Here is a 6857-nt window from a genome sequence, read left to right on the forward strand (position 1 = left end):
CCTGCCGCTTTGTCTCCGTACCGTCGCCCGAGCGATAGCCGAAGCGCAGCCGCTCGCCGCCCGTGACGGCGCCGGCCATCACCGTCAGGGTGCGGGGATCGATGGTCGCGCCGTCGCCTCGGGTGACCGGGATCGTGGCGGTCTGGAGGGTGGAGACACGGTGCCGCAGCCGCGACGGAAGCACCTGCTCCAGCTTGGCGAGGGCGCGTACGGAGGCCTCGTCGACGCCCTCGATCGCATGGCCGGCCCCGGCCCGTAGCCCGACGGCGATGGCGACGGCCTCCTCGTCGTCGAGGAGCAGCGGAGGCATGGCGGTGCCGGCGACCAGCCGGTAGCCGCCGATGGCGCCCTTGGAGGCCTCGACGGGATAGCCGAGCTCGCGCAGCCGGTCGATATCGCGGCGGATGGTGCGCGGGCTGACGCCGAGACGGTCGGCCAGCTCGCTGCCGGGCCATTCGCGCGGGGTCTGGAGGAGGGAGAGCAGACTGAGGAGCCGCGCCGGGGTATCGGTCATGCGGTCCATGGTGCGCTCCATCTAGGACATGGACTGGCCTAGATGGTTTCTAGCGTGTGGCGCATGAGTTCTACGCCCGCTGTACACGCGAGTTCTACGCCCGCCGTACTGGATACGGCTCCCGAGTCCGCCCATGATGTCTCCGCCACCGGTCCTGGTTCCGGTCCCGGTCCTGGTTCCGGCTTTGCCGACCGCCGTCGCTGGCTGGCCCTGGCCGTCGTCATGACCGCGGCCTTCATGGACCTGGTCGATGTCACCATCGTCAATATCGCCATCCCGAGCATCGAACGGGATTTCGGAGCCTCGTTCGGAGCGATCCAGTGGATCACCGCCGGATACGCGCTGGCCTTCGCCGCCGGACTGATCACAGGTGGCCGACTCGGTGACATATACGGCCGCAAACGGCTGTTCCTGATCGGTATCACCGGCTTCACGGTCGCCTCCGCTCTCTGCGGCTTCGCCGCCGACCCGGCGATGCTGGTCGGATCCCGGCTCCTTCAGGGCGCGATGGCCGCGCTGATGGTGCCGCAGGTGCTGGCGATCATCCATGTCACCTTTCCGGCGCACGAGCGCGGCAAGGTCTTCGGGATGTTCGGTGCGATCGTCGGCCTCGGCGCGGTCTCGGGACCGCTGCTCGGCGCGCTGCTCACCCAGTGGAATCTGCTCGGCCTGGAGTGGCGTCCGATCTTTCTGATCAATCTTCCGGTGGGTGTCGCGGGTGTGGTGCTGGGCCGGAGGTTCATCACCGAGTCCAGGGCGCCCAAGGCGCTCAGGCTCGATCTGGTCGGAGTGGTGCTGGTGACGGCGGCCCTGCTGATGCTGATCTATCCGCTCACGCGCGGGCGTGAGCTGGGCTGGCCGCTGTGGGGACACCTGTGCATGGCCGGCAGCCTGGTCGTCCTCACCGGCTTTGTGGCGTACGAGAGGCGGAAGACGCGCAAGGACGGTTCGCCGCTGGTCGAGCTGTCGCTGTTCCGGGTGAAGAGCTTCGCCGCGGGTATCGCCGTACAGCTCACCTTCGGTGTGGCGCTGGGCATCTTCTTCCTGGTCTGGACGCTCTATATGCAGATCGGCCTCGGCTGGAGCCCGCTGCGGGCCGGGCTGACCGGTGTGCCGTTCTCGGTCGCGGTATCGGTGGCGGCCGGACTCTCCGTACAGAAACTGGTCCCGCGCTTCGGGCGCAAGGTGCTTCAGGCCGGGGCGCTCACGATGGTGGCGGGGCTGCTGCTCTACATCTGGGAGGCCGGGCGGTACGGGCTGGAGATCCGCTCCTGGCAGATGGCGCTGCCGCTTGTCGTGATGGGCCTCGGCATGGGGCTGGTCGTGGCGCCGCTGACGGACGCGGTGCTCTCGGGCGTACCGCGCGAGCACTCGGGCTCGGCGTCCGGTCTGATCAACACCACGCAGCAGATGGGCAACGCGCTGGGGCTGGGACTGGTGTCGGTGGTCTTCTTCGGAGTGGTCGACGACCGGCTCGCGGCCGGCGGAGCGGGCGCGACGGGGGCGGCGTCCGGGGCGGCGTCCGCGATGGGCGCGGCCTTCGGGGACGGGTTCCAGCACGCGCTGTGGTGGGTGGTGGCGGTGCTCGTGGTCATCTTCGCGGTGATGTTCGCGCTGCCGGCCCGGCCAGGGGAGGCCGAGGCGGCTGACGGGACCGTGGTCGGAGTCCAGTAGCGGCGGCGATCGGTTCTCTCTCGCGCCTGTCTGTTCCTGTCCGTCTCGTGCCCGGATCTGTTTACTTTCTGGAAATCTCGGCGTAGCGTATCGCCGAAACCACAGGTTCGGGCATGGAACGGACGTAAAAACACATGTACGCACCGGAGCGTCAGCAGGAGATCCTGCGTCTGGCCCGTGAGGGCGGGCGCGTCGATGTCCTCTCGCTCGCCGAGGAGTTCCAGGTCACCGCCGAGACCGTACGGCGCGATCTCAAGGCCCTCGACCGCGCCGGGCTCGTACGGCGTGTGCACGGCGGCGCCATCCCGGCCGGGCGGCTCGACTTCGAGCCCGATCTCGCGGAGCGCGAATCCACGGCGGCCGACGAGAAGGACCGCATCGCGCACGCGGCGCTCGCCGAGCTGCCGGCGGACGGCAGTGTGATCCTCGACGCGGGCTCGACCGTGGCGCGGCTCGCGGCGGCCCTCCCGCTGGACTGCGGCCTCACCGTCGTCACCCACGCGCTGCCCGTCGCCGCCCGGCTCGCCGACCATCCCGGGATCGATCTCCATCTCGTCGGCGGCCGGGTACGGCACCGTACGCGCGCGGCCGTCGACGCCTGGGCGCTGCGGGCGTACGGCGAGATCCGCGCCGATGTCGTCTTCCTCGGCACCAACGGCTTCTCGCCCGACGGCGGTCTCACCACGCCCGATCTCGCCGAGGCGGCCGTCAAGCGCGCGCTCGTCGGAGCCGCCCGGCGGGTGGTGCTGCTCGCGGACTCGGCCAAGCACGGCCAGGAGCACTTCGCGCGCTTCGGCACCCTCGCCGATGTCGATCTGCTCATCACCGACAGCGGACTCGGCCCTTCGGACACCGCGGCGGTCGAGGCCGCGGGCACCGAAGTGCTGAGCGTCTAGGGCCGGGGAGCGTGCGCAGATGATCCTCACCGTCACTCCGAACCCGAGCCTGGACCGTACCTACGAAGTCCCGGCCCTCGACCGCGGCGAAGTGCTGCGGGCCACCGCCGAACGCATGGATCCCGGAGGCAAGGGCGTCAATGTCTCGCGGGCCGTCGCCGCGGCGGGCCGGCGCACCGTCGCCGTACTGCCGCTGGGCGGTGCGCCGGGCGCGCTCGTCGCCGAACTGCTCGCCGGGCAAGGCATCGAGGTCGCGCCGGTGCCGGTCGCGGGCGCGACCCGCTCCAATATCGCCCTCGCCGAACCCGACGGCACTCTGACGAAGATCAACGCACCGGGTCCCGAGCTGACCTCCGTGGAGTCGCAGTCGCTGCTCTCCATGATCCGTACACATGCCGGCGCCGCCGCGTGGATCGCCTGCTGCGGCAGCCTGCCGCGAGGGCTCGCGCCCGAGTGGTACGCCGAACTGGTCGCCCGCGCGCATCTCGCCGGGGCCAGGATCGCGCTGGACACCTCGGGGCCCTCCCTGCTGGCGGCGCTGCGCGAGCGGCCCGATGTCGTCAAGCCGAACGCCGAGGAGCTGGCCCAGGCCGTCGGACGCCCTCTCGCCACGGTCGGCGACGCCGTCAAGGCGGCGGAGGAGCTGCGTACGTACGGTGCCAGGACCGTCCTCGCCAGCCTGGGCGCCGACGGCCAGCTTCTGGTCTCGGACGCGGGGACGTGGTTCGGCTTCGCCGCCGTCACCGCCGTCCGCAGTAACGTCGGTGCGGGCGACGCCTCGCTGGCCGGCTTTCTGGCGGCGGGCGGCGAAGGCCCGGAGGCGCTGGCGTCCGCCGTGGCGCACGGTGCGGCGGCCGTACGGCTACCGGGGAGCGTGATGCCCTCGCCCTCGGACCTGGACCCGTCGGCGGTCACGGTGACCGCCGACATACCGGTGGACCGCCCACTCACGGAGCCCGCCTCATGAGCCGCCTGTCGTGCCTTCCCTTTCCCTTCTCCTCTCCCTGCCTTCCCTGTGTCTCCGAGCAGACAGCCCAGAAGCAGACAGTCCCCAGCCAGACAGTCCTCAAGCAGACAGTCCTCAAGCAGATATGCGAGCGAAGGAGCCCGCGATGAGCGAGATGATCACCGCGGACCTGGTCGACCTCGACCTGGCCGCCGAGACGAAGGAAGCCGCGGCCCGCTCGCTGGCCGAACGGATGGTGAGCCTGGGCCGGATCACCGACCTGGACGGCTTCCTGGCCGACGTGGCCGCGCGTGAGGCACAGATGCCCACCGGCCTCGACGGCGGGATCGGCATACCGCACTGCCGGAGCGCCCATGTGACGGAAGCCACCCTGGCCTTCGGCCGCTCGGCGCGAGGCATCGACTTCGGTGCTCCGGACGGTCCGGCGGATCTGATCTTCCTGATCGCGGCGCCTGCCGGTGCCGACGACGCCCATCTCACGATCCTCTCGGCCCTGGCCCGCCGTCTGATGGACGAGGACTTCACGGCCGCGCTGCGCGCGGCCGAGGACGCGACCGCCGCGGCAGCCCTGATCCAGGACGATGCCGAACCCGATGACGCCGAGCCGGATGTCTCCGCCGCCGATCGAGTCTTCCGGATCGTCGCCGTCACCTCCTGTCCCACCGGTATCGCGCACACCTATATGGCCGCCGAGGCCCTGGAGAAGGCCGGACAGCAGCAGGCCGGCGTCGAGGTGGTCGTCGAGCCACAGGGATCCGCCGGCTTCAGCCGGCTCGATGCCGCCGTCATCGCCGCCGCCGACGGCGTGATCTTCGCGCACGATGTGCCGGTACGGGAGAAGGAACGGTTCGCTGGAAAGCCCACCGTCGATGTCGGCGTCAAGGCAGGTATCAACCGGCCCGCCGAACTGATCGCCGAGGTCCGTGCCAAGGCCGAACGCGGCGAGATCCCCGCCTCGGCCACCGGCGCCGGAGCGGGCGCCGGTTCCGGAGGCTCGCACACCACGCCCGTGGACGGCTCCGGCGAGCCCGGCGAGGGCTACGGCACCAAGCTCCGCAAATGGCTGATGTCCGGTGTCAGCTACATGGTCCCGTTCGTGGCCGCGGGCGGGCTGCTGATCGCCCTCGGCTTCGCCATCGGCGGCTACACCGTCAACACGGCGCCCTCCGTCGCCGAGCACTTCGTCTGGACGGACCACACAAGCTGGGCGGCCCTGCTCTTCCAGGTCGGCGGTCTGGCGTTCACCTTCCTCCTGCCCGTCCTCGCGGGCTATATCGCGTACGGCATGGCCGACCGTCCCGGTCTGGTGCCGGGCTTCGTCGGCGGCTCCATCGCCCTCACCATCAACGCGGGCTTCCTCGGCGGTCTGGCCGCCGGTCTGATCGCCGGCGGCACCGTGATGGCCATCCAGCGGGTGCGGGTGCCCGCTCCGCTGCGCGGGATCATGCCGGTCGTCGTGATCCCGCTGATCTCCTCGGCGGTCGTCGGCTTTCTGATGTTCCTGGTGGTCGGCAAGCCCATCGCCTCGCTCCAGAAGGCGCTCACCGACTGGCTGTCAGGCCTCTCCGGGGCCAACGCGATCATCCTCGGTGTCGTACTCGGCCTGATGATGTGCTTCGACCTGGGCGGCCCGCTCAACAAGGTCGCTTACGCCTTCGCCGTCGGCGGACTCGCCAATCCCAACGAGGGCAGCCTCAAGGTCATGGCCGCCGTGATGGCCGCGGGAATGGTCCCGCCGCTCGCGATGGCCCTGGCCACGGCCGTACGCGGCAAGCTGTTCACCCATACCGAGCGGGAGAACGGCAAGGCCGCCTGGGTGCTCGGTGCCTCCTTCATCACCGAGGGCGCGATTCCCTTCGCCGCGGCCGATCCGCTGCGGGTGATCCCGTCGGTGATGGTGGGCGGCGCGGTCACCGGCGGGCTGTCGATGCTCTTCGAGTGCACCCTGCGGGCACCGCACGGCGGCATCTTCGTGATCCTGCTGATCGGCAATCCGGTCCTCTATCTGATCGCCATCGCGGTCGGTACGGCGGTGAGCACCGGGCTGGTCGTCCTGCTCAAGGCAGCCCGGAAGACGGGCCGCCCGGACCAGGGCGAGGGCGCCGCCCGAGCCGAGGACGGTACGGCCGGTGGAGCCGGGGCGGAGGCCAAGGTCCCGGTGGCTGTCTGAGCCGCCTCCGCACGCTCGTACGGCCCTCGCTCAGCCACCGCGACAGCTACCGCGGCCCACCGGCTCCGCCGCATCACATTCCACTCCCCACGCCCTCTCCACGCCGTCTCACAGCACCCGCGCGCGAAGCTCCATGGCTTCGCGCGCGGCGCTTTCCGCCTCGTACACCTCGCACATGTGCCGGCCGTCCGGCGTCGCGGTGTGCTCCACCTCCCAGAGGCTCATCTCGCTGCCGTCGATCAGCAGGAAGGCGTGCTCGTAGAGCGTGAATCCGGCGTCCTTGCCGCCCTCGACCTGGCACTGCCGCCCGAAGACCTGTGTGATGTGGTGCGCGAAGGCCGTCCGAAGCAGTCGCGCGGTCTCCTCGCCGGGCCGGTCGGTGTTCTCCGCCCGGCGCAGCACCCGGCGCGCGTGGTCGGGGGAGTTGTCCGGGAAATATCTGCGGGGCCGACGCACCGGAGGCAGCGCGCGCAGCCCACGGAGCAGGGCGAGATGGGCATCGATCTCGGCCGTGCGCTCGGACTCCAGCTCCGCGAGCAGACCGGCCGCGACATCGTCCATGGACGTTCTGTCGCCGGGCGGTACAGCCTCCGGTCCTGCTGCCATCGGCGGTAACCCATCGGGTCCGTCGACGGC

The 6857-nt window shown here is 70.7% G+C and carries 6 protein-coding genes; 4 read left to right on the forward strand and 2 right to left on the reverse strand.

What is annotated here, in order from left to right:
* Positions 1-514: helix-turn-helix transcriptional regulator (locus GA0115259_RS24215; RefSeq protein ID WP_141716672.1), on the reverse strand; the 514-nt coding region annotated here is incomplete at its 3' end.
* Positions 515-577: 63 nt separating this feature from the next.
* Here GA0115259_RS24215 and GA0115259_RS24220 point away from each other — a divergent pair.
* From GA0115259_RS24220 to GA0115259_RS24235, 4 genes are all read left to right on the forward strand, one after another.
* Positions 578-2188, forward strand: a complete 1611-nt coding sequence (locus GA0115259_RS24220) for an MFS transporter (protein WP_093600951.1) — start codon at positions 578-580, stop codon at positions 2186-2188.
* A gap of 134 nt (positions 2189-2322) precedes the next feature.
* On the forward strand, positions 2323-3084 hold the full coding sequence (locus GA0115259_RS24225; RefSeq protein WP_093600953.1) for a DeoR/GlpR family DNA-binding transcription regulator: 762 nt from the start codon (positions 2323-2325) through the stop codon (positions 3082-3084).
* 19 nt (positions 3085-3103) lie between these two features.
* Positions 3104-4051 (forward strand): 1-phosphofructokinase, encoded by a 948-nt coding sequence (gene pfkB, locus GA0115259_RS24230; protein WP_093600955.1) that lies wholly within the window; start codon positions 3104-3106, stop codon positions 4049-4051.
* A gap of 145 nt (positions 4052-4196) precedes the next feature.
* Positions 4197-6221: a PTS fructose transporter subunit IIABC gene (locus GA0115259_RS24235; RefSeq protein WP_093600957.1), complete on the forward strand. Its 2025-nt coding sequence runs from the start codon at positions 4197-4199 to the stop codon at positions 6219-6221.
* 108 nt (positions 6222-6329) lie between these two features.
* Here GA0115259_RS24235 and GA0115259_RS42125 read toward each other — a convergent pair.
* On the reverse strand, positions 6330-6857 hold a 528-nt coding region (locus tag GA0115259_RS42125), incomplete at its 5' end, for a DUF6227 family protein (protein WP_237540459.1).

This window comes from Streptomyces sp. MnatMP-M17, assembly GCF_900091995.1.
Classification (GTDB): domain Bacteria; phylum Actinomycetota; class Actinomycetes; order Streptomycetales; family Streptomycetaceae; genus Streptomyces.

Coding starts and splice junctions, on each gene's coding strand:
- GA0115259_RS24220 (WP_093600951.1), top strand. CDS start 578: ATGAGTTCTACGCCCGCTGTACACGCGAGTTCTACGCCCGCCGTACTG.
- GA0115259_RS24225 (WP_093600953.1), top strand. CDS start 2,323: ATGTACGCACCGGAGCGTCAGCAGGAGATCCTGCGTCTGGCCCGTGAG.
- pfkB (WP_093600955.1), top strand. CDS start 3,104: ATGATCCTCACCGTCACTCCGAACCCGAGCCTGGACCGTACCTACGAA.
- GA0115259_RS24235 (WP_093600957.1), top strand. CDS start 4,197: ATGAGCGAGATGATCACCGCGGACCTGGTCGACCTCGACCTGGCCGCC.